The sequence below is a fragment of the Bradyrhizobium guangdongense genome (genome assembly GCF_006483445.1).
GTDB lineage: Bacteria > Pseudomonadota > Alphaproteobacteria > Rhizobiales > Xanthobacteraceae > Bradyrhizobium > Bradyrhizobium guangdongense_A.
Genome location: NZ_PPPT01000112.1, coordinates 1 through 21,428, shown reverse-complemented (window position 1 = coordinate 21,428; position 21,428 = coordinate 1). Strand labels below are relative to the sequence as shown.

Annotated in this window: 17 protein-coding genes and 1 tRNA gene; 9 read left to right on the top strand and 9 right to left on the bottom strand. The window is 64.8% G+C overall.

Features of this window, described 5'->3' with window-relative positions; translation table 11 throughout:
- Positions 1-37: 37 nt before the first annotated feature.
- Positions 38-1,009 carry a LysR family transcriptional regulator gene (locus C2U70_RS16565; protein ID WP_140979507.1) on the top strand — a complete coding sequence of 324 codons (972 nt, stop codon included), beginning with the start codon at positions 38-40 and terminating at the stop codon, positions 1,007-1,009.
- 245 nt (positions 1,010-1,254) lie between these two features.
- Here C2U70_RS16565 and C2U70_RS16560 read toward each other — a convergent pair whose 3' ends face one another.
- From C2U70_RS16560 to C2U70_RS16550, 3 genes are all read right to left on the bottom strand, one after another.
- Positions 1,255-1,461: a hypothetical protein gene (locus tag C2U70_RS16560; RefSeq protein ID WP_140979495.1), complete on the bottom strand. Its 207-nt coding sequence runs from the start codon at positions 1,459-1,461 to the stop codon at positions 1,255-1,257.
- Positions 1,462-1,577: 116 nt separating this feature from the next.
- On the bottom strand, positions 1,578-1,964 hold the full coding sequence (locus C2U70_RS16555; RefSeq protein ID WP_349629573.1) for a DUF4118 domain-containing protein: 387 nt from the start codon (positions 1,962-1,964) through the stop codon (positions 1,578-1,580).
- A 216-nt stretch (positions 1,965-2,180) separates the two neighbouring features.
- A complete protein-coding gene (locus C2U70_RS16550; RefSeq protein WP_140979493.1) occupies positions 2,181-2,855 on the bottom strand; it encodes a hypothetical protein in 675 nt (224 codons plus the stop codon).
- 246 nt (positions 2,856-3,101) lie between these two features.
- Between C2U70_RS16550 and C2U70_RS16545 the strand changes: the two genes are divergently transcribed.
- Both C2U70_RS16545 and C2U70_RS16540 read left to right on the top strand, forming a co-directional pair.
- Positions 3,102-4,202 (top strand): helix-turn-helix transcriptional regulator, encoded by a 1,101-nt coding sequence (locus tag C2U70_RS16545; RefSeq protein WP_140979492.1) that lies wholly within the window; start codon positions 3,102-3,104, stop codon positions 4,200-4,202.
- Between the two features lie 114 nt (positions 4,203-4,316).
- Entirely contained in the window at positions 4,317-5,648 is a 1,332-nt protein-coding gene (locus C2U70_RS16540) for a dicarboxylate/amino acid:cation symporter (RefSeq protein ID WP_140979491.1), read from the top strand.
- 21 nt (positions 5,649-5,669) lie between these two features.
- Here the strand turns inward: C2U70_RS16540 and C2U70_RS16535 are convergent, their stop codons facing one another.
- The 4 genes from C2U70_RS16535 to C2U70_RS16520 form a co-directional block, all read right to left on the bottom strand.
- Complete coding sequence (locus C2U70_RS16535) at positions 5,670-6,113, bottom strand: HAD family hydrolase (RefSeq protein WP_140979490.1); 444 nt, start codon at positions 6,111-6,113, stop codon at positions 5,670-5,672.
- A gap of 168 nt (positions 6,114-6,281) precedes the next feature.
- A complete protein-coding gene (locus tag C2U70_RS16530) occupies positions 6,282-7,604 on the bottom strand; it encodes an MFS transporter (protein ID WP_140979506.1) in 1,323 nt (440 codons plus the stop codon).
- A 279-nt stretch (positions 7,605-7,883) separates the two neighbouring features.
- Complete coding sequence (locus tag C2U70_RS16525) at positions 7,884-9,242, bottom strand: sigma-54-dependent transcriptional regulator (RefSeq protein ID WP_140979505.1); 1,359 nt, start codon at positions 9,240-9,242, stop codon at positions 7,884-7,886.
- A 20-nt stretch (positions 9,243-9,262) separates the two neighbouring features.
- A complete protein-coding gene (locus C2U70_RS16520) occupies positions 9,263-11,050 on the bottom strand; it encodes an ATP-binding protein (protein ID WP_140979489.1) in 1,788 nt (595 codons plus the stop codon).
- Positions 11,051-11,484: 434 nt separating this feature from the next.
- On the opposite strand from C2U70_RS16520, the gene C2U70_RS16515 reads away from it, so the two are divergent.
- Positions 11,485-12,801, top strand: a complete 1,317-nt coding sequence (locus C2U70_RS16515) for a VWD domain-containing protein (RefSeq protein ID WP_246666768.1) — start codon at positions 11,485-11,487, stop codon at positions 12,799-12,801.
- 57 nt (positions 12,802-12,858) lie between these two features.
- Complete coding sequence (locus tag C2U70_RS16510) at positions 12,859-16,191, top strand: Ig-like domain-containing protein (RefSeq protein WP_140979487.1); 3,333 nt, start codon at positions 12,859-12,861, stop codon at positions 16,189-16,191.
- Positions 16,192-16,283: 92 nt separating this feature from the next.
- Here the strand turns inward: C2U70_RS16510 and C2U70_RS16505 are convergent, their stop codons facing one another.
- Both C2U70_RS16505 and C2U70_RS16500 read right to left on the bottom strand, forming a co-directional pair.
- A complete protein-coding gene (locus C2U70_RS16505; RefSeq protein ID WP_186294306.1) occupies positions 16,284-17,405 on the bottom strand; it encodes a GGDEF domain-containing protein in 1,122 nt (373 codons plus the stop codon).
- A gap of 355 nt (positions 17,406-17,760) precedes the next feature.
- A tRNA-Pro gene (locus C2U70_RS16500) sits at positions 17,761-17,837 on the bottom strand.
- A gap of 68 nt (positions 17,838-17,905) precedes the next feature.
- Between C2U70_RS16500 and C2U70_RS16495 the strand changes: the two genes are divergently transcribed.
- From C2U70_RS16495 to C2U70_RS16480, 4 genes are read left to right on the top strand one after another with little or no spacing between them, the layout of a single operon-like run.
- Complete coding sequence (locus tag C2U70_RS16495) at positions 17,906-18,895, top strand: L-threonylcarbamoyladenylate synthase (RefSeq protein ID WP_186294305.1); 990 nt, start codon at positions 17,906-17,908, stop codon at positions 18,893-18,895.
- A 15-nt stretch (positions 18,896-18,910) separates the two neighbouring features.
- Positions 18,911-20,338 carry an FAD-binding oxidoreductase gene (locus C2U70_RS16490; RefSeq protein WP_140979484.1) on the top strand — a complete coding sequence of 476 codons (1,428 nt, stop codon included), beginning with the start codon at positions 18,911-18,913 and terminating at the stop codon, positions 20,336-20,338.
- Positions 20,335-20,787, top strand: coding sequence for a GNAT family acetyltransferase (locus tag C2U70_RS16485; RefSeq protein WP_140979483.1), 453 nt, complete (start codon positions 20,335-20,337; stop codon positions 20,785-20,787). The genes C2U70_RS16490 and C2U70_RS16485 overlap by 4 nt, the downstream gene beginning before the upstream one ends.
- A gap of 16 nt (positions 20,788-20,803) precedes the next feature.
- Positions 20,804-21,385, top strand: coding sequence for an NUDIX domain-containing protein (locus C2U70_RS16480; protein WP_140979482.1), 582 nt, complete (start codon positions 20,804-20,806; stop codon positions 21,383-21,385).
- Positions 21,386-21,428: the final 43 nt, after the last annotated feature.

Below are 21,428 nucleotides of genomic sequence, written 5' to 3'. Positions count from 1 at the left end.
GACAGAGCCGGCTTAATAAGGAAAATTTCTATTCATGATGGCTGACAAAGATTTTACTTATAATGCTCATCCGGCGACGCAGCTCCGGCATCTCACGATCCGGCAGCTCCGCTCGCTCGCGGCATTGTCGGCCAAAGGCAGCGTGACCGCCGCCTCCACCCAGCTTGGCCTGACCCAGCCGGCGGTGACGCAGCAGCTCCGCCAATTGCAGGATCTGGCGGGATTGCCGCTGGTGCAGCGGACCGGCGACGGCATGTTGCTCACGGCCGCCGGGCGCGAGGTGCTGGCGCTGGCCGATCGGGTCGAGGCGGCGATCGCGGATTGCCAGGGTGCGCTGGATCTCTTGGCGGGCCGCACCGGCGGCACGGTGCATCTCGGCGCGGTCTCGACCGCAAAATACTTCGTGCCGCACGCCATCGCCGAATTCTCGAAGCGCTATCCGAAGATCGAGATCAAGCTGACCATCGGTAACCGCGAGGAGATCCGCGAGGCCATGCACGGCTACGACCTCGACTTCGCAGTGATGGGTCGGCCACCGGCCGACGTCACCGTCGACGTCCGCCAGTTGGGGCGCAATCCGCACATCATCGTGGCCCGCAGGGGACACTGGCTCGCCAAGGATCGGGGACTGAACCTCACCGATCTCGTGCACGAGACGTTCCTGACCCGCGAGCCCGGCTCGGGCACGCGCACCCTGATGGAGGGCATGTTCCAGCGCTCCGATCTCGAGCCGATCATCGGCATGGAGATGAGCAGTAACGAGACCATCAAGCAGGCGGTCATCGCCGGTCTCGGCATCGCCTTCATCTCGGCGCATACGGTCGCGCATGAGCTTGCCGAAGGACGTCTCATCATCCTCGACGTCGCCGGCCTGCCGATCGTACGGCAATGGTACGTGATCCGGCGCAGCGACAAGATTCTGCTGCCGCCAGCGCAGGCGATGTTCGACTTTTTGGGATCGGAAGGCGCGAACTATTTGCCCGACGTGCCGGAGCTGCGCGGGAGATAGCTTTAGATTCTTGTTTTGACGCGTTTTCTTGACGCGAACCGGCGTCCACTTCGCTCGAAAACGCTTTGGCGCTCAGCTCATCAGCTTCATGATCAGCGTGGCGCCGAGCACGACGATGATCTGGAGAAGCCGTTCCGTCGTGAAGATGCGGTTGAAAGTCGCCATTGGATGCCCCCGGCCGAACTGCACTGACGATTCGACCCCATGCGGGTTGCTATCACATGACCGGCGCGGCGAGGCAATGATCAGGCCGCGGCCAATTCCGTTGCCGACCAAGCCCTTTCGTTGCCGGCAAAATAGGCCTCGAGCTCGGCGATCGCGCGCGATTCCCATTCGCTGGCCTGCTCCAGCAGGGACCAGCTCTGGCGCGGCCGGAACGCGGCCGTCTGGCGATGCAGCGAGGCGATCGCACGGTAGCGGCGCACATTCTCCAGGATGGCTTGTCCGTTCATGTCCCAAACTCCCCGTCGTCATTCCGGGGCCGAAGGTGCGACAGAACGATTTTCGAAAAGTTAGCGGCGGGAAGAGAGCGGAACGATAGTTTCCGAACTGTTGCCGGCGGGTCACGTCACCGCCGTACGGTGGTCTCGTTCGCGCGGTTCAGGTCGCCGCGGCCGGTGATCGTCACGGTCAGGCGGCAGAGATCGGCGAGCCCGATCAGCAGCACGCTGAACAGGAAGAACAGGTTGATGTCATGGGCATAGGCGATGGTCAGCCGGCTGAACTCGAAGAACGGCGGCATGAACGCCCACCACACCAGCGGAATGCTCAGAAGAATGGCGAACACCGCGGCGGGAGCGCCGGCGAGGATCCCGACGATGAAGACGCCGGGCAGGAAGGCCGCGAAGTGGAGGTCGGCGCCGAGGAGCACGCACACGCCCTGAACGATGGCCGACATTGCGACGACCAGCGCGGCGAACGCAAACGCCCGCCACGACCACGGCTGCAGCCTCAAGAGAGGGAAAAATCCCGCGCGACCCATGAACTCCCTTTGGGCCTCCCTTATTGGGGGCCTCTCATTGATTTGGCGGCGAGAAACATCCGCCTTTGTTGCGGGGAAGCTACACCAATGGCGCGGGTTCCGCGATAGGCTGGGACGCGAGAAAAGCGTGGCGACCGAGCCTGTTCTCGGCCTTGGTAAATCGGACGTGGCGGTGGGCGACGACCGTTGCTAGCGCAGAATCCGGAGCCGGTGCTCGGCGCCGAGGTCGCCGCTCAGCGCGTGCGCCACGGTGTAGGCGGCGTCGTCCTTGGCATGGATGCGCCGGACCTGGAACGCAAGGATCGCCGACGTCTGCGGGTCGAGCTTTTGCTCCGCCAGATGCCGCGCCATCAAATCCGCGCTCTTCCAGTCCGATGCGCGCCGGTGGATGTCGAGCAGCCTGAGCTTGAGATCGACCGAGTCCTCGTCATGCCCCTTCAGATAGTTTGCCGCGCGCTTGCGCAGGGATCGCGCGGCGTCCTTGAGATCGCGATCGTCGGCGTCCCAGGCCGCGCAGATCGTATTGGCAAAGGCACGCTCGCGATCGCCTCCGAGCGAGTCGAGCACGGCGCGCAGCAGAAAGCGGCTCGACAGGCGCGAGACATAAGGGCCGTGGCGCAGCATCTGATAGCGATCTGTCTTGACTTGCTTGCGATCGCTCGGCTCGGCCTGGCCGAGATCGGCTGCGACGTAGCCGCAATGCGGACATTCCTGCAGCCAACTCTCCATGGTGGAGCGCATCGTCTCGGGCGGACGGTGGTCGAGATCGCGCGCACCGAATTCGTTACTGGCAGGCTGGAGCGGCTGCGGAGAGTGCTCGCCACAGCACGCGCATCTGACGTTGCCCGGCTCGGCGGCGGTCATGGGACCATCGACCGTTCGGCCGGCAGGATCAACATCAGGACATGGCGGCAGGAGCTCATCGTCTGACCACCTAGACGATGCCCAAGGGAACGGCATGACCCATACGGGCCATAACATCTATTGGTATTTAGTTACCTAGTGCCCTCATCCATTCGGATGGTTTCGTTGCAGAAGGCGGACATGGGCCTTGCCCGCCGCCCGTCCGGCGGAGAAGATTTTTGTCCTATCGCGGGCGGGGGACGTGCCTTGACGACGAGCGCGATCGATCACGACAAACTCTCGGGGATCATCGGCCGCCTTGGCGAAGCCGCGATCGATCCGGCGGCGTGGCCCGCGATCATGGACGATCTCTGTCGCGCGACCGGCACGACCGGCGCCGTGCTGCTCCAGGCCGACATCCGCACGCCCGACGTCCCCAGCACGGTCTCCATGAACGAAGCCCTGCAGCGTTATTTCGCACAAGGCTGGCACCTGGCGGATCCCCGCGCCCGCGGCGTTCCGCGCGCCATGTCGGGCGAAGTCATCACCGACGAGGACTGCGTCACGCCGGATCAGATGCGCATTGATCCCATGTACAATGAGGTGCTGCGTCCGTTCGGACTCCAGTGGTTCGCCGGCATCGGCTTCTGGGCCGGCTCCGCTTCGTGGGTTCTCACGCTACAGAGGACGTCGCGCGAAGGTGCATTCGACGCGCGCGATACGCGGATCCTGGCGCAGCTCGCGCCGCGGCTGACGGAAACGGCAACGCTTTCGACCTCGATCGGCCGCGTCGCGCTCGCCGGCATGACCGACGCGCTCGACCGCGTGCGCAAGCCTGCGCTCATCATCGATCGCCTTGGACAGGTGCTGAGCCGCAATGCCGCCGCCGATGCGGGCTTTGACGACGAGATCAAGCTTCGGAATCGGCAACTGGTCGTGCACGACAAGCAGGCGATGGCCAGGATCGATCGCCTGATCGATGCCATCAGATTCAGCTCCGAGTCCACCGCACGTCCCCACGAACCGGTAATGATCCGCCGCACGGCCAAGCCGCCGGTGGTGCTGCGCGTGCTGCCGATCGATGGCGCTGCACGCAACGTGTTCCTCGGTGCGCGCGCGATGCTCACGCTATCGAACCTGATTCCGCGCCTGCCGCCCGAGCCCGGCCTGATCGCACAGGCCTTCGAGCTGACGCGCGCGGAAGCGCGGCTGGTATCGCTCCTCGTTACCGGCCTCTCGCTCGACGCCGCCGCCGGGCGGCTCGGCATCGCGCGCGAGACCGCGCGCAATCATCTGAAGTCGGCATTCTCCAAGACCGGGACGCACCGGCAGGCCGAGCTGATCAGCCTCATCGCCCACCTGACCTGAGCGCGCAGGTCCACCCAAAACGGGGAACAGTTCTGCAGATGCCGACGAACTTGTGAGTATCGGCCGACGCCGCGGCACTCCATGATGGTGTCAAAACACCATTGGGGGGATCCCATGACGACAGATGCGTTCCGGCCGGCCGCCGCGCGCCGACACCAACCCTGGTATCGCATCCTCTACGTCCAGGTCCTGATCGCCATCGCGCTCGGAATCCTCGTCGGCTATTTCTATCCAAATCTCGGCAAGGAATTGAAGCCGCTCGGCGACGGCTTCATCGCGCTGATCAAGATGATGATCGCGCCGGTGATTTTCTGCACCGTCGTGCACGGCATCTCCTCGATGGGCGACCTCAAGCGCGTCGGCCGGGTCGGGCTGAAGTCGCTGATCTATTTCGAGGCGGTCTCGACCGTGGCGCTCGCGGTCGGCCTCCTGGTCGGCGAAGTGCTGCAGCCCGGGCACGGCTTCAACATCGACCCTGCCACGATCGACCCGAAGTCGGTATCGACCTACGTCACCCAGGCCAAGGAGCAAGGCATCGTCTCGCATCTGATGGCGATCATCCCCGACAGCTATCTCGGCGCCATTGCGCGCGGTGACCTGCTCCAGGTGCTGCTGATCTCGATCCTGTCAGGGTTTTCCATCGCCTTCCTCGGCAAGGCCGGCGAGCCGATCGCCGCGGCGATCGACAAGGCGGCCAAGATGTTCTTCGGCATCATCCGCATCATCGTCCGCGTCGCGCCGATCGGCGCGTTCGGCGCCATGGCCTTCACCGTTGGCGCCTACGGGCTCGGCTCGCTGCTCAACCTCGCCGCCCTGATCGGCACGTTCTACCTCACCAGCATCCTGTTCGTGCTGATCGTGCTCGGCGCCATCGCGCGGCTCGCAGGCTTCTCGATCATCCGCTTCATCGCCTATATCAAGGACGAGCTGTTGATCGTGCTCGGCACCTCGTCATCCGAGACGGTGCTGCCGCAGATGATCCAGAAGATGGAGCATCTCGGCGCCTCGCGCTCCGTGGTCGGCCTCGTCATCCCGACCGGCTACAGTTTCAATCTCGACGGCACCAACATCTACATGACGCTGGCAACGCTGTTCCTGGCGCAGGCCACCAACACCAACCTGACGATCTGGCAGGAACTCGGCATTCTCGGCATCGCCATGATCACCTCGAAGGGCGCCTCGGGCGTGACCGGCGCGGGTTTCATCACGCTCGCGGCAACGCTCTCGATCGTGCCCGACATTCCGATCCAGTCGATCGCGATCCTGGTCGGCATCGACAAGTTCATGAGCGAGTGTCGCGCGCTGACCAATCTGATCGGCAACGGCGTCGCCTGCGTCGTGATCAGCCTGTCCGAGGGCGAGCTCGATCGCGACGCCCTGCATGAGGCCATGGCCCATCCGCTCGAGATGGGCGAGGCGCTGGAGCCGGGCGCGACGCCGTCCTGACGGGGCGCGACCGCTCCGCCGTCAGACCAGCCCGAGCACGTGGAAGACGTGCAGCGGATGGAACGACGTGCGGAAGCCGGCCGATTCAGCCACCCGGCGCTCATCGGCATTCTCTCCGACATAAATGCACTGCGCCGGCGGCACGCCCGCGCGCGTCGCGGCGAGCTGGAAGAATTCCGTCCTGGTCTTGTCGAGATGCTCCACCGAGCTGAACAGCAGCAGGGCTGGCTCGAAGAAGCCGAGCAGTCCGGCTTGCTGCAGCAGGGTTCGCATCCGATCCCCCGTCTCATTGCCGGTGTTCGAGATGACGCCGAGGCGCAAGGCCGCGCCGGCGACATTGGTGTGCTTCAACTTGTCGAGCACCTTGGTCGCAAACGGCAGCACCTTGAGCGCCGCCAGCGTACCTTGATCGATTTTCGGAATGACGAGCGTATCGCCAAGATCGAAAAAGACGATGGTGGACATGAGAGCTCTCCTTCGCAGCGAAGGCCGGGGCCGCCACCTTACACCATAAATAGATCGCCTGAAATATTGCAACCCGCGACCATTTGGCTGGTGTGGACGCCTGCGATGCAGCGGCGCGGCGTGCAGCGCTGAGGCGCGAGCAGCGGGCCCGCGCCTCCGCCCGCGCTCCTATTCGTGCCGGTTCATCGCCGACAGCTTCTTGGTGTCCCGCATCGTCAGATAAACCAGCAGCGAGATCGCGATGCAGCCGGTGAGATAATAGTAGAACCAGCTCTCGTGCCCGATCGACTTGAACCACAGCGCGATCGATTCCGCGGTGCCGCCGAAGATCGAGACCGTGAGCGCATAGGGCACGCCGACACCGGTTGCCCGCACGCTGGTCGGGAACAGCTCGGCCTTCACCACGGCGTTGATCGCGGTATAGCCCGACACGATCATCCAGGCGGCTGCGATCAGCAGGAACGCCGTGAACGCGTCGTGCGTCGCCTGCAGGCTGGTCAGCAGCGGAATGGTGAACAGCGTGCCCGAGACGCCAAACCCGATCAGCAGCCATTTGCGTCCGATCCGATCCGAGATCGCGCCGTAGATCGGCTGGAGAGCCATCGCGAAGAGGAGGCTGCCCGCCGTCACCATCGTGGTCTGGTCGTCGGTGAGCTTGACGGAGAGGCGCAGGAATTTTTGCATGTAGGTGGTGTAGGTGTAGAACGCCGCGGTGCCGCCCATGGTGAGGCCGACCACCAGCAACACCTCGCGCGGATAGTTCATCAGCGCGCGGATCGAGCTCGACTTCTTGGCGACCTTCTGGCTGCTCTTGAAAGCGTCGGTCTCGTGCAAATTGCTGCGCATCAGAGCGGCGACGACGGCGAGCACGGCACCAAAGGCGAACGGCACCCGCCAGCCCCAGGCGCGAATCTCCTCGGTCGACAAAAACACCTTCTGCAGCAGCAACAGCACCAGGATGGCGCAGAGCTGGCCGCCGATCAGCGTGACGTACTGGAAGCTGGAATAGAAGCCGCGGTTCTTCTCGTCGGCGACTTCGGTGAGATAGGTGGCGCTGGTGCCGTATTCGCCGCCGAGGCTCAAGCCCTGCAGGATGCGCGCGAGGCCGAGCACGATCGGCGCCGCGATCCCGATCGAGGCATAGGTCGGCGTCACCGCGATGATCAGCGAGCCGAAGCACATCATCACCACCGACAGCGTCAGCGCATTGCGCCGTCCGTAGCTGTCGGCGAGATGGCCAAACAGCCAGCCGCCGAGCGGCCGCACCAGGAAGCCGGCGGCGAACAGCAGCGCGGCATTGAGCTGCTGCACGACCTCGTCGCCGTCGGGGAAGAACGCTTTCGCAAAATAGAGCGCGAAGGCCGCGTAGGCGTAGAAATCGTACCACTCGACGAGATTGCCGACCGAGCCGATGAAGATCGCGCGCAGCCGCCGCTTGACGTCGGCGAGATCGCTGCGGGGCTCGGCGCCCGCGGGGGCAAGGGTTTGAATCGAGGCTTCCTGTGAACTCACGACATCCTCCAAAGGCTTGGTGTTCCCTGCGGGACACGGCCGCTTGCTTGTTGGATCGCAAGGTGGCGCCGCCCCGGACGACCAGATGGTCTCGGCGCCTTCTTCAGCAACGGCCGTGCCAGCCGCGCGCAACGGGAGATCAGGCGGGGTTTGCCGACGTTTTCAGATGATTTTGTGCGAAACGTTCACACGCCGCGCCACAACGTCGGCGGTAATCCGCCGACGCTGACGGTGCCATCGGCGGATTTTCGCCGATGTTCAGCCGTCCTTGCGGCCGGGACGGACCAGCGAATATTTCACCATCTTCTCATTTAGGGTCCGGCGGGGAACCCCGAGCTCCTCGGTGACGTCTGCGATCGACCAGTCGTGCTCGCGCAAGGCGGCCTCGATCAGCGTCCGCTCAAAGCCGGCGACGCGGTCGGCGAGCGTGCGCCGCGGCACGCCGGGCTCGCCACGCCGTAATATCTCCGCGACGCTGCGCCCGGTCGCCGCGAGCCCGAGTGCGTAGCGCTCGGCGACGTTCTTCAGCTCGCGCACATTGCCAGGCCAGTCGTGCGCGAGGAGCGCATCGAGATCGTCGGCGCGCAGCGGCGCCAGCGTGCCGCCTGCGCCCCTGGCGGCCGCGGCCGCAAAATGCTCGAACAGCAGCAGCACGTCGTTGCCGCGCTCGCGCAGCGCCGGCAATTGCAGCTCGGCGGCGGCGAGGCGGAAATAGAGATCGGAGCGGAAGCGCCCGTCGCGGCTTGCGGCGGCGAGATCGCCCTTGGCGGCCGCGATCACCCGCACGTCGACGGCCAAGAGCTTGTTCGAGCCGACGCGCTCGATCGCGCGCTCCTGCAACGCGCGAAGAATCTTGGCCTGGAACGGCAGCGGCATGCTCTCGATCTCGTCGAGCAGCAAGGTGCCGCCGGAGGCGTGCTCGAACTTGCCGATGCGAGCGCCCCGCGCGCCCGTGAAGGCCCCGGCCTCATGTCCGAACAACTCGCTCTCGAACAGCTCGGCCGGGATCGCCGCGCAGTTCACTGCAACGAACGGCGCTTTCGCGCGCGGGCCAAAATCGTGGAGCGCGCGCGCCACCACCTCCTTGCCGGTTCCGGTCTCACCGGTGACGATGACGTCGCGGTCGTGGCCGGCAAGCTCCAGCACGCTGGCGCGCAGCGCGGCCATCGGCTTTGACAGGCCGATCAGGCGGCTCTCGATCGCGCCACTCGCCGCGAGCCGGCCTGCGAGCTCGCCGAGCTGCAATTTCAGCCGCCGCCGCTCGACGGCACGCGCAATCACCAGCGAGAGCTGCTCCGGATCATGCGGCTTTTGCAAAAAATCGTAGGCGCCCTCGCGCATCGCGGCGACCGCCAGCGGCACGTCGCCATGGGCGGTCAGCAGCACCACGGGGATATCGGGGTCGGCGCGATGGATGTCGCGCATCAGCTCCAGCCCCGAGATCTGCGGCATGCGGAAATCGCTGAGCACGACGTCGGGCGGGATCTCCTGGACGAGCCGCAGCGCCTCCTCCGCGCCTGCGGCGGTGCGGACCGCAAAGCCGCCGAGCTCCAGCCATTGCCGCACGGAGTCGCGGACGATCTCTTCGTCGTCGACGACGAGAACCGCGCCGCTCATGCTTGCAGGACCGCTGCCGCTCATGCCTGCAATTCCGCTTGCGTCGCGGCCGGGCTGCCGTCGACTGCGGGAATGACCACCGTGAAGGTCGAGCCCTTGCCCGGTACGCTGTCCACCAAGATCTCTCCTCCGAACTCCCTGACGATTCCGTACGAGATCGAGAGGCCGAGGCCAAGCCCCTCGCCGATTTCCTTGGTGGTGAAGAACGGGTCGAACAGCGATTTCAGATGCTCCGGCGCGATCCCGACGCCGGTGTCAGTGATCGCGATCGTGGCATGGCCGCCGCGGCGGCCGAGGGTGACGGTGAGAACGCGCCGCTCGCATCCTTGCATCGCGCCGATCGCGTTCGATAGCAGGTTGACGACGACCTGCTCCAGCCGGACCGGGTTGGCCAGACTATGCAGCGGCTCGGCCGGCATGACACGCACGATCTCGATGCGCTCATTGTCGATCTTGTATTGCAGCAGGCGGATCGCATTGTCGATCACGGGCGCGAGCGCGACCACACTGCGCGCGCCGGTCTCCTTGCGCGCGAACATGCGCAGATGCGCGATCAGCGCCATCATGCGCTCGGCGATTGCCGACATGGCGTCGAGATTACCGGCGGCGCGCTCCACCTCGTTACGGCGAAGCAGGACCCGGCTGCTTGCGACATAGGTGTTGAGCGCGGCGAGCGGCTGGTTGATCTCATGCGCGACCCCGGCCAAGGCCTGGCCGAGGCTCGCGAGCTTTGCGCTCTGCACCAGGCTTTCATGGGTCTTGCGCAGTTCCTCGGTGCGCTCGGCGACGCGCTGCTCGAGCACGTCATGCGCCTCGAGCTTGGCGCGGATCACCTGCCGCCGCTGAACGGCGACGACGGCGACCAGGAGTGCTGCGAGCAGTGCGAACACGCCGGCGGTCGCAACGGTTGCCGCATGGCGGCGCGCGTCGGCGGCGTCGGAGAACAGCAACAGTGTCCAGCCCTGATCGAGGGCGCGAACCTGCAGGGCATATTCGCCGGGCTCGACACCATCGCGGCCGCGCGTGCGCCCGACCTGGACGCCCGATCTGTCGCCATCAGCCACGAACACCGGCGCGGCGTCGATCGACCGGCCGAACTGACGTGCGGCGTTAAGCTCGGCGATGCGGCTTTGTGGAATTGAAGACACCGGGCGGTATTTCCATTCCGCGCGGCTTGCAAGGAAGATCACGCCGTTCTCGTCCTTCATCGCAACGAGATCACCGGCACGCGCCCAATCCGATTCCAGCGGACTGAGATCGATCTTGACCACGGCAACGCCGATGGTCTTGCCCGCCTCCTCGATGCGATGGGAGAGGAAATAGCCGGGCTGCCCGGTGGTGGCGCCGACGGCATAGTAATGACCCTCGCCGCCGCGCAGCGCGTCCTGGAAGTAGGGACGGAACGCGTAGTTCTGTCCAACGAAGCTGGAGTCCTGGTCGAAATTGCTGGCGGCGAGCGCAAGGCCGGTGCCGTCGAGCACGTAGAGCTCGGCCGCGCCGGCCTTCTGGTTCAGGGATTGCAGGTAACGATTGGCGGCGGCGATGGCGGCCGTGTCTTTCGGATCGCGGTAGAGTGCGCGGATCGGATCGGCCAGCGACAGCACCGCCGGCAGATAGCGGAAGCGCGCGACCGTGGCATCGAAGCTGCTCGCGATCAGCGTCAGGCGGTCATTGGCCTCGCGCTGCATGCGGACGAAGCCGGCATCGAGCGCGAGCACATAAGTGAGCCAGCCCAGCGCTGCGACCGCGGCAAGCAGCGCGGCACCGATCAGGGTGCGGCGCGAGGAGGCTGGGTGAGACGGTTGCATCGGGGTTCCCGGATCGATGCGATCAGTATCGCATGGCAGGATGCGAAGCGCCGCTGCAAAATAAGCTCTTGGTAAGCAGCGGGGGCCCTGTAGGGCCCAACCGGCGAGAGAGCGCATCAACGCCGGAGAAGCAGTCGAATGTCCGTCCCTCGGGAGGATTCCGCGCAGGCGGCCAGGCACTTCGGAACATATTTACCTGCGCCTGTGAAATATTTCACACGCGGAGCGACCCTCGTTTCGCTAGCCTGTCTGTGCTGCGCGTCGTCCGCCAGCTTCGGTCGAGGCCACAAGACCGAAGCTCCTGCTCGAAGCGTCGCCGGAATGCGTAAGGCGGTCGTGCGGCTGGAATTGCCGCGCAATGGTTCGAGGTACAGTCTCGGCGTCACGTCCTGCGAATTCGGAGAAGAGCCGTGCGGAAGAGGCGCTTCGTGACGATGGCGGGAGCCCTACTGGCCCTGGCTGGCCTGGGCGCGTATCTGGGCTGGTTTCACCGCTTCTTCGACAACGATCCGCCCGAGCCCGTTCCACCCGTGGTGGCCCAAGTCGAACCTTCGAGCGGAGGTGCACCGCCTGCGCCGCGGCCCACACCGATCAAGGGTCTAATACGCGAGGTCAGCGAGCGCACCCGCGGGACAAGCAATGGCGACGTGCACATTCGCACGATCGACGGCGCGTATTACGATCTCCAGCTCATCGGCGAGTTCGTTGCGCTGAAGTCGACCACCGACGACATGGAAGTCCAGGTCCGCCAGGCGCCCTGGCAAGGGACATCGCGAAGCATCAGCACGAATGTGGCCGTGGCCGCGAATGTCGTGGGTGACCGTGTTGGCTTCTATGTGGGCCGACGGTCCGGCCTCTACGTCAATGGTCAGTCGACGCCGCTTCCCGACGAGGGCAGCGCCATCGCCCTGCCGAAAGGCGGCCGGGTTGCCCGGATCGACGGCAAGCTCTCGATGATCTGGCCGGACCATTCCGAAATCCGCGTGATCATGCACAGTTACTACCTCGACCTTACGGTCGACCTTGCGAATGCGCGCGCGGGCAAGATCGGCGGCCTGTTCGGCAACTTCGACGGCAACGCCGCGAACGATTTGATGTCGCGCGACGGAACGGCCGTCGCATGGCCCGAGCTGGTCGCGAACGTCGCGGGCGGACAAGACGCCCGCAAGGCGCTCTACGGAATCTTCGGACATAGCTGGCGCATCGGCCAGCGGGACTCGCTCTTCGACTACGACAGCGGAGAGAGCACCAGCACCTGGACCGACCTCGATTTCCCCTATGCTGCCGTTTCGACACGAAGCCTCGACGAAGCGGCCCGTCAGCGCGCCAGGCAGATTTGCAGCGATGCCGGAATTACCGACACGCATTTCCTCGACAATTGCATCATTGACGTGGCGAGCACCGGAGACAGCCAATTCACGCAAAGCGCAATGCAGGCCCAGGAGGCCGTGAAGTTGAAGGTCGGCTTCCATTGCCAGCCGCTGCCCCTGGGCGGGCACATGTGCACCAACTACGAACCCACGCTGCCGGAGGCCCGCATCGGTGCGGCGTTCAAGATCGATATCGAGACCATGAACGACGGCGCCAAGACGACCGAAGCGTTCGACTGTACCTTGATCGACAAGCTGCGACGCGCCTCGTGCACGATCAGGACCAAAGGGCGGGTGTTCGTGGGCAGCAAGCTCTTGAGACAATACGCGCTCGACAATGGCGAAACCCACAAGGAAGAGCTCGAGATGAAGCGGGAATGAACCCGGAATCGGGCTTCAGCATTCTCGGTCGTTCTCCCTCTCCTCACGGAGGCGTGCATGGCAAGGCATCCGGCGGCACGACACCATCCGTTGCTCTGGCTTTTCCGAGCATGCTTCCTGCTTGCCGTCGCGATTGCGATCCTTGCGGCGGACAGCCGCTCTGGCCGCGCCGATGACGATACGGTCCCCGATCTCTCGGGCGAGTGGAAGATCAAGGTCGGCGATCAGGAGCGGCGCCTGGTGCTCACACAGGACGGCACCACGCTGAAGGGCAAGGCGACCAGGACCGACGGCAAGACGACCTTCGAGCTCGTGGGCTCCGTCGACAAGACGAAGTCTGCGACACTGAAGCTGTATTGGGATTTCGCCGAACTCGAGAGCACGTCCAAGGAGGCCTGGGCTGCGGCGCTGGACAAGCGCAAGGACACGCAGCACCCGGGCCTGCTTCCCGTCGAGGCGGAGGTCAAGCTGTCATATCGCAGGGACAAGGACACCGCGATGGAGCTGCTGGACGGGGGCCTCAAGCGGCCCCAGATCAAGGACGAAAGGGATAAGGACGACAAGTTCGTGAAACTGACGGCGGTCGAGGACGAGAGCTTTGACGTCGAGATCACAAGACAGGTCGCCCCGCTCAAGTCCTTCGCGTTTTCGACCGCCGATCCGGACAGCGCGTTGAAGGAAGGCGCCTCGTGGCGACCGTTCCGCATCACCGGGGAGCTGGAGAAAGCGCCCGCCGGCAGTGATCCGACCGCGGAGGTCGTCGTCACCAATCAGCGCACCAAGGAAAGCGTTCGCGTCACGCTCCATCCCCGAGAGAAGGGTGCCGTCGAAATGGTCTCGGGAGCCGTCGACGTGAAACGTATCGGCGATCCCGATGGCTGGTCTGTTCCCGGCACGGAGTACGCCCTGCGCGCAGCCACGGGCGACGTGCTGCGCGCGTCGAGCGGGAAGCTACAGGTCGATTTGACGATCCGGGACGGCGTCGACACGACGGCTGCGCCGGAGCTTCCGTCCTATCGGCTGATCACCGGCCAGACGGAGGTGACGTTCGATCCCGAAGAGCGGAAAACGGCGCCCATTGAGCTGAAGCTGGTCGACGGCAACGGCAAGGCTGTTCCCCTCCAGAAGATCGTCTGGCAGATCGACGGCGTCGAGACCCATCCGGTGAGCATCACAGACGAGAACGGCCTGGCACGACTCGAGTTTCTTCCAACGGCATCCGGAAAATTCCAGCCGGCCTATGATGGCCTGCCGCTCGGCGGCGAAGTCTCCGCGGGCACGCTCAGCGTGACGGCGATACCGCTAGACCCGAACATTACGATCCAGCTCGGCAGCGCCATGCCAACCTATCAGGTGACGCTGAACTATCCGACCCTCGTCAAGATGCTCGACGAGAACGGGAACGAGGCGCCGGTCCTCGTCGGAGCCCAGGAACGCTTCGTTCGCGTCATTCTGGGCACGCGCCTGGCAAAGCTCGCGCCTGCGTCGGTCGCTGTCGACGTCCTCACCAAAACCCAAGGCGGCTGGACCACGTTGCCGGAGATTCGCGGCGGCGTCGATTCGTTTCAGGTCAAGGCGGACAAGACCCCTGTGCGCGGGATGTACCAGTCGACGAAGACGATCCCCGTGGCGCGAGCGCTGTTTCGCACCAAGGTCTCCACCCTGCATCTGACCGTCGCCGGGCGAGAGACCGTATTCCCGGTTTATGAGGATCGCGGCACCTACTCCACCGAGATCGCCCGCCAGGTGCTCGATCGCTTGGACGGGCTGCTGGCCACAGCCCAACGCGACCAGAGACTTTCGGACGAAGGACGCGCCGAGCTCGCGGCCAAGGCGCAGATGCTCAAGACCGCCAAGATGCTGTTCGACGAAGCGGAGGGGAATATCGCCGCGCCCGCGATCCGGCTTGCGATCGCCGAGGCCTATTCCTCGCTCCTGACCGACGACGGCGACCCGGACCAGCTTGGCGGCCCTGCCAAAATGAAGGTTTCAGGTCTGAAGAAGGAGTATCAGTTCGCGAGCCAGGTCGAAGGGCAACGCGTCACGGCCGCAGTGGACGCCTCGCTGGCAAACCTTGGCGCCCAGGTGGACAGCTTCGTCAACGCGATGCAGATGGCCGCCGTGATGGCGATCACCGGTCCGGCAGCCGATTTCTATGTGCTGTTTTCCGGCCGCACGATCGAAGGACAGCGCGCCGGTACGCTCGAGCGCGTTCTGGCGGGAACGGCCGCCGTCAGCGGGCTGATTCTCACAGTGGCCCCACCTCTGGCGGCGAGCGCGCGTGCCGAACTGGCGCTTCAGCGCATGCAGCTTGCCGAAGAGCGCGTGCTCACCGTGACGCTGGAACGTGCCATGGCGCGTCTTCCGGAGTTCGAGATCACCAGCGCACAGGTCGCGCAGATCCTGTCCAAAGTGCCGAAGCTGACCAACCCGACAAAAAAAATGGCGAAGGCGATCAAAAGTGCCGAAGCCGAAAGCCAGAAGCTTAATGACGCGGAGAAGGAACTTGCCCACTTCAAGGACAAGCTTGCCAAGGCCAACGACGAGCTGAACGCCATGAAGACGGAGCTGGCGAACCGTGTCGCGAGCGGGAATACCAGGAACAAGAAACTGATCACCAAGATTGAAGACAAGAAAGGCGCGATCGAGCAGGCGAACAAGAGCATCGATATGCGCAACAAGAACATCGCGAACATCAAGGCCAATCTCGCTGTGATCGAGACCAAGATGGCTGAAGCGCGTCTCGAACGCGGACTGTCGAAGTCCGAACTAATGACGATGCACGCGGAAAAACGGCTGCCCGCCCAAAACGACAAGGTCAATGGCAGGACAGTCGCCTCGGTCTACGAATCGCAGAACGCTGAAGTCTTGAAACCATACTTTCCGGGCAAGACCTTCAAAGAGAACAAGCCGATGGAATTGCCGGGAACCTTCGTCGGCTCGGAGGCCAAGCCGGAGACGAAATACGCGCCGACAACCTGGGGTGTGGACTTCGCGGTGGACGCGGCAGAGGAGCGCGGGCACATGCGGCCGGATCTCGCGATCCTCGACCCCGAAACCGGCGAGATGTTCGAGATAAAGTATTTCGTGAAGGAGAGCGGCGGCACCGAGGAGGGCTGGATGGCGCAGCTCATACCGTCAGTCGAGAAAGGCCGCCTGGCGCAGTACAAGTACGTTCGAGACCATCGCGCCTCGCTCGGACAATCGCTGGCCTTCAACGATGTGTGGAATGACGTTCTGTCGCGGCCTCTCTATGTCGCCACGCCCAGAGAGATGTCGGCCCGCTTCCAGAATATCCTGAAGGCGAGCGTTCGCGGAGCCGGCAAGAACGTCAAATTTATCGTCATTCCGGTGCCGCTGGATGCGTGGGCCGCGACCATCCCCGATTGATCGCCGCAGAGACGCGCCCGCCAGGATAACCCTCGCCCCGCGTAACACCCTTCCATAGGTGTTGCTCGTCCCGATGCGCCGTAGCGGGCGCCTCAGCCGGCGACCACGCGATTTCGTCCGGCATCCTTGGCGCGATAGAGCGCCTTGTCCGACCTGGACAGGATGTCGTCGGAGGTGTCGTCCGGCCTGATCTGGCTGAGCCCGGCGGACATCGTGACGTTCAAGCCGTCGGCGATCGCGTCCCAGTTCAGATTGGCGAGAATGTCCCTCAGGCGATCGACGACCTGAACCGCCTGGTCCCGCGATGCATCGGGAAGGATCAACAGAAACTCCTCGCCGCCATATCGCCCGACCCGGTCGACGCCCCTGAGGTTGGCCGTGACTGAGATGGCGAAAGTCCTGAGCACCTCGTCGCCGATCGGATGACCGAAGCGGTCGTTGATCCGCTTGAAGTGATCGAGGTCGATGATGACGACGGAACAGAGCGCGCCGTTGCGTTGTGCGCGCGCCAGCTCCTCGTTGAGCACCTTCATGATGTATCGACGGTTGAGCAAGCCGGTCAGTTCATCGACCTGCGCGAGCTCCTCGATGCGGGCATGCGCCTCCTTCAATTCCTTGCCGCGCTTGTAGAGCATCTCGCGAAACGACGCGCCGTACAGCCCGGTAAAGGCACAGCGCCCGAGCGCCGTCACGAAGCACAGCAGGGCCAGCTGGCGGTCAGCCATGCTTTCCATCGGCATCGCGATCGGCAGATCGGTGCAGACGAACAGAAACGTGAGACCGACCGCGGCAAACGTCCAGACCATCCCGGTCTGTCGCGCGGACATGCGCAACGCGGCAACACCCAGGATGATGAAGAGGATGCAAACGAAGTAGAAGCCGACCTCCGGCGCGAGGTCAATCGCCGCCAATTGAATTGTGATGCTGGCGAGACTCTGCGGCACCGTCAGATAGTGATCGCGGAAGCGTTCCGGAAAACGAAGCTCCGACAACGCAAGCGCCAGCGAGGTCCATCCGACCCCCGCCATTGCGTAGACGATGGCGACCCGCGTGCTGGTCGTGCCGGCGGCGGCGTACAGCAGCAGGATCGCCGTATCCACGAGGTAGCTGATCCCCTGCCCGATATAGGCCGGCCGCCGCTGACGGGCGCGCTTGGCGAGATCCTTCGCCGCGATCTGGTTCGGCGCGGTGAGTTGCAGGGCGGCGTCTGTCATTGCAGCGTTTTCCCGGGCTGCAACAACGGAGCACAGATTGCTTAAGATGCGATTAGGTGGGACCGGCAATTGCCGGCCATTCCGCCTGGCAAATGTTGGATGGCTCGGGATGAGCATGCGCGCTCGCGCAACTCGAAATCCGCTCAGACCGGCGCGGGAGTCTCGCCAAACGCGTCGGCGATGACGATCACAATTTGAGCGGGATTCTCCGACGCCCGAGCCATGCCGCCGGAACAAGCCCCCCTGCCAGGTCCGAATCGGCCGTGGACGGCCTTGCGTAATCCGTGCAAAAAGGCGGCAAGAGGCGCGGCGGTTGCCCGCCAAGCCCCTCACAAACCGGAAACTTTTGGAAGAATGGTCGGAGTGGCAGGATTCGAACCTGCGACCCCTGCGTCCCGAACGCAGTGCTCTACCGGGCTGAGCCACACTCCGACAAGAGGCCGGCTTATAGCGTCGGGTTTGGCGCACCGCAAGCGGCCGATTTGAGGAAAATAGTCCCAGTGAAAACGGGCCTGACAACGCAGATCTTGCCGGCCGGACCGGACGCGGCCGAGGCCGCCGCCCGGACGCTTCGCGCCGGGGGGCTGGTCGCGTTCCCGACCGAGACCGTCTACGGGCTCGGCGCGGATGCCGCGAACGCCGTGGCGATCGCCCATCTCTACGCGGCCAAGGGTCGGCCGGCGTTCAACCCGCTGATCGCCCATGTCGCGGACCTCGCAGCCGCTGGGCGTATCGGCCGGCTCGACGCCCGCGCGCTGCGGCTCGCAGAGGCGTTCTGGCCGGGACCGCTGACACTCGTGGTGCCGAAGACGGACAACTGCCCGGTGGCCGAGCTCGCGACTGCGGGCCTCGACACCGTGGCGATCCGCATTCCCGCCCACCCGGTCGCGCAAGCGATCTTGCGCGCCTTTGGCGGGGCCGTGGTGGCGCCGTCCGCCAACATCTCCGGCCACGTCTCGCCGACGCTGGCCGCGCATGTCGAATCTGATCTCGCTGATAGGATCGACCTCATCGTCGATGGCGGACCGGTCGAGGTCGGGGTCGAATCGACCATCGTCGGATGCTTCGAGACGCCGATGCTGCTGCGGCCCGGCGGCCTGGCGCGTGAGCGGATCGAGGCCGTGCTCGGCGAGCCGCTTTCGCGGCCGCCGGCTGACGTCGAGAGCGACAGTTCGCAGCCCTTGGCGCCGGGGATGCTCGCCTCGCATTACGCGCCCCGCGCCAACGTGCGGCTCAATGCGCGCGACGTCGCACCCGGCGAAGCGCTGCTGGCATTTGGCCCGGAGCGCCTGCCTGGCTGTGAGGTGGCCTCGGTCGTCATGAATTTGTCTGACAGCGGCGATCTCGATGAAGCGGCCGCCAATCTGTTCGGCTATCTTCGCAGCCTCGATGCGAAGAGCCCGCGCGGGATTGCCGTGATGGCAATTCCCGAGGACGGACTTGGCGAGGCGATCAACGACCGGCTGCGGCGCGCGGCGGTCGCGCGATAAGAAAGACACGAAGCAATGAACATCAATCAGCCTGTGATCCCGCCGCTGCCCTCCGACCTGATCGAAAAGTTCCGCAAAATCGTCGGCGACAGGCACGCAATCACCGATGCCGCCGACATCGCGGCTTACGTCACCGAGGAGCGCAATCTGTTCCACGGCCGCTCGCCGCTGGTGCTGCGGCCCGGTTCGACGGCAGAGGTCTCCGAAATCTGCAAGCTCGCCTCCGCGCACAGAATCGCCCTGGTGCCGCAGGGCGGCAATACCGGGCTGGTCGGAGGCCAGACGCCGCATAATGGCGAGGTGGTGGTGTCGCTGCGCCGGCTGGACAAGATCCGCGAGGTCGATACCGCCTCCAACACCATGACCTGCGAGGCCGGCGTGGTGCTGCAGATCGCGCAGACGAAAGCAGCTGAGGTCGACCGTCTGTTCCCGCTGTCGCTCGGCGCGGAAGGAAGCTGCACCATCGGCGGCAATCTCTCGACCAATGCCGGCGGGACGGCTGCACTCGCTTACGGCGTCGCGCGCGAGATGGCGCTGGGGCTCGAGGTGGTGCTCGCCGACGGCCGCGTGCTGAATGCGTTGACGAAGCTGAAGAAGGACAACACCGGCTACAATCTGCATAACCTCTTCATCGGCGCCGAAGGCACGCTCGGCATCATTACGGCGGCCACGCTCAAATTGTTTCCGAAGCCGAGGGCGATCGAGACGGCGTTCGTCGGGCTGAAATCGCCGGCGGCGGCGCTGAAGCTTTTGACGATCGCGCAGACTGAAGCCTCGAACGCGCTGACGAGCTTCGAGCTGCTCGCCGAGATGGCGGTGGACTTTTCGATCCGCCACGGCATCGACGTCCGCGATCCGCTCGAGCAGAAGCATCCCTGGTACGTGCTGATGGAACTGTCCTCGTCGCGCGACGACGCGCGCGCGACGCTGGAGGCGATCCTCGCCCGCGCGCTGGAGGACGAGATCGTCGACGACGCCGTGATCGCGGCGAATCTGACGCAGCGCGCCGGCTTCTGGAAGCTGCGCGACGAGATGTCGGCGGCGCAGAAGCCGGAGGGCGGCTCGATCAAGCACGACATCTCAGTGCCGGTCGCGGCCGTGCCTGATTTCATCGCGGAAGCGGATGCTGCTGTCGTGAAACTGATCCCCGGTGCGCGGCCGGTGCCGTTCGGCCATCTCGGCGACGGCAATCTGCACTACAATGTCAGCCAACCCGTTGGCAGCAACAGCGCCGATTTCCTCGCGCGCTGGCATGACGTCAACGCCGTGGTGTTCGCGATCGTGCTGCGCATGGGCGGCTCGATCTCCGCCGAGCACGGCATCGGCGTGCTCAAGCGCGACGAGCTGCCCGACGTGAAGGACAGGACCGCGATCGCGCTGATGCGGCAGGTCAAGGCGATGCTCGATCCGCTCGGAATCATGAACCCCGGAAAAGTGCTGTGAACGCCTCCTCCGCGCTTGCCGTTTCCGCGATTGCGGACGGCGATGTCGAAGCCGTCGTGGCGTTGTGGCAGCGCTGCGGGCTGACGCGTCCCTGGAACGATCCGCATGCCGACATCGCCCTGGCGCGCCGGCGCGACAATTCCACCGTGCTGGTGGGGCGCGACGGCAACGCCATCGTCGCGACCGTCATGGTCGGCCATGACGGCCATCGCGGCTGGGTCTACTACGTCGCCGTCGATCCCGATATCCGCAAGCGCGGTTTTGGCCGGGCAATCATGACCGCCGCCGAAGACTGGCTGCGCCAGGCCGGCATCGCAAAGCTACAGCTCCTCGTCCGCCGCGAGAACACGCAGGCCGGCGCGTTCTACGTCTCGCTCGGCTTCGAGGAATCGACGTCGGTGATGTTCCAGAAATGGCTCGACGGCCGCGAGACGCCCCCGCAAAATTGAGATTGGACCGAAGCGCATGTCCGTTTCCGATCGCGTCCGCATCAAGGACGTCCGCGTGCTCTCCGACAAGAAGTACCTTTTGAAGTCGACCACCTTCGAGTGGCGGCGCAACAATGGCGAGTGGCAGACGCAGGTGCGCGAGGTCTACGACCGCGGCAATGGCGCGACGCTGCTGCCCTACAACCGCACGCGCCGCACCGTGGTGCTGGTTCGGCAGTTCCGCCTGCCGGCCTTCGTCAACGGCTATGACGACCTCCTGATCGAGGCCGCCGCCGGTATGCTAGATGATGCCGATCCCGAGGCGCGCATCCGCGCCGAGGCCGAGGAGGAGATCGGCTACCGCCTGCACGACGTCCACAAGGTCTTTGAGGCCTTCATGACGCCGGGCGCGGTGACGGAGAAAATCTATTGCTTCGTGGCCGAATACGAGCCGGAGATGCGGATCGGCGACGGCGGCGGCCTCGCCGATGAGGGCGAGGAGATCGAGGTGATGGAGCTTGGCATCGACGAGGCGCTGGCCATGATCGCCGACGGGCGCATCATGGATGCGAAGACCATCATGCTGCTGCAATACGCCGCGCTGCATATTTTCAGGTAGGTGACGCGAGCGCGTCTTCACCTCGCCCCGCTTGCGGGGAGAG